Annotated in this window: 2 protein-coding genes; both read left to right on the forward strand. The window is 41.3% G+C overall.

Annotated features, from left to right (window positions below; genetic code table 11):
• Positions 1–190: 190 nt before the first annotated feature.
• The gene (locus tag Q0203_RS04675) at positions 191–1231 is read left to right on the forward strand and encodes a YeeE/YedE family protein (RefSeq protein ID WP_297929910.1); all 1041 of its coding nucleotides are present in this window, start codon (positions 191–193) and stop codon (positions 1229–1231) included.
• Between the two features lie 15 nt (positions 1232–1246).
• Positions 1247–1468 (forward strand): sulfurtransferase TusA family protein, encoded by a 222-nt coding sequence (locus Q0203_RS04680; protein WP_021616050.1) that lies wholly within the window; start codon positions 1247–1249, stop codon positions 1466–1468.
• Positions 1469–1677: the final 209 nt, after the last annotated feature.

The following is a 1677-nucleotide window of genomic DNA, read 5'->3' on the forward strand; positions in this document are numbered from 1 at the left end:
TTTGAATTCTCAGCAGGATCTAAATAAATACCTTTAGTATATCCATACCAAGTAGGGTTAAAAATCTCTATGTTTTTTACCCTGCTTTTTATTTCTAAATCACATATCAATTAACTAAAAGTTCTTGGCGTATATATTCTAAATTCATTAAAAATACCGCATTCGTTTTTTACTTACTTTAGGAGATCCTATGCTTTTAACAGGGTTATTTTGTGGTATTTTGCTTGGTTTTGTGATGCAACGTGGGCGTTTTTGTATCACCGGTGCCTTTCGTGATTTATATGTCACCAAAAACAACAAAATGTTTGTTGCATTACTTATTGCCATTACGGTGCAATCTGTCGGTTTCTTTTTATTAAAAGAAATAGGCGTGTTGAATGTTGATCCGGCTGAAAACTTTGCCTTTTTAGCCGTATTAATCGGCGCATTTTTATTTGGTATCGGCATTGTGTTGGCTGGCGGTTGTGCCACAGGAACTTGGTATCGTGCAGCAGAAGGTTTAGTCGGAAGCTGGATTGCACTTTTTACCTATATGCTGTTAAGCGCAATGATGAGAACCGGCCCACTCGGTGATTTTAATAAAGCATTGCGCGATATTAATATCGAACAACGCAATATTTACGATACCTTCGGCATTTCACCGTGGTGGTTGGTCGCATTACTTAGCTTGATTACCGGTTATTATGTGTACAAACATTTAAGCAAACCGGCGCCCAAATTAGCGACGCTTAAACCAAGAAAAACAGGTCTAGCCCATTTTTTATTTGAAAAACGCTGGCATCCTTTTGTGTCTGCCGTGTTGGTGGGATTAATCGCCTTGCTCGCTTGGCCTTTAAGCGTAGCAACAGGACGTGAATTTGGCCTAGGTATTACCGGCCCTTCTGCCAACATCATGCAATACCTCGTTACCGGCAATGACAAATTTATTAACTGGGGTGTGTTCCTCGTCCTAGGGATTTTTATTGGTTCATTTATTGGGGCGAAAGGAAGCAATGAATTTCGCGTTCGCGTTCCTGATGTCACGACCATTTTGCGTAGCGCACTAGGCGGGATTTTTATGGGCATCGGTGCAAGCCTTGCAGGCGGTTGCTCTATTGGTAATGGCTTGGTTGAAACCGCTTTCTTCTCATGGCAAGGCTGGATTTCTCTGCCGGTAATGGTGCTTGGCACTTGGGTTGCCGCCTACTTTACCATTATTCGACCGCAACGATTAAAAACCGTCACAGCTTAATTTTAGGAGATAAAAATGATTGTTAAATTACCTACACTCGGTTTAGTTTGCCCTTTCCCATTGGTTGAAGCCAAAGAAGCCATGGCGAAACTCAATAAGGGCGATGGGTTAGAAATTGAATTTGACTGCACACAAGCCACAGAAGCCATTCCTGCATGGGCGGCAGAAGAAGGTTACGAAGTAACTGATTTTGAACAAATCGATGATGCTAAATGGAAAATTACCGTCATTAAATAAGGTACAAGGGCAATCAAAATTTGCGGTATTTAAGTTGGAAAAACACATAGAAAAATCACCGCACTTTAGTTTGCCGTGTTATTGATGTCGCTTTTTTAATTAAATAAGCCCCCCGATGGCGCAAACGTCCACGTTTGTGCCTGTAACTAAAATGAAAAAAGCACAAGCGTGGACGCTTGCGCTATCGGAGGGGATTCACATAAAATTGA

Source organism: uncultured Aggregatibacter sp. (assembly GCF_938046485.1).
GTDB lineage: Bacteria > Pseudomonadota > Gammaproteobacteria > Enterobacterales > Pasteurellaceae > Aggregatibacter.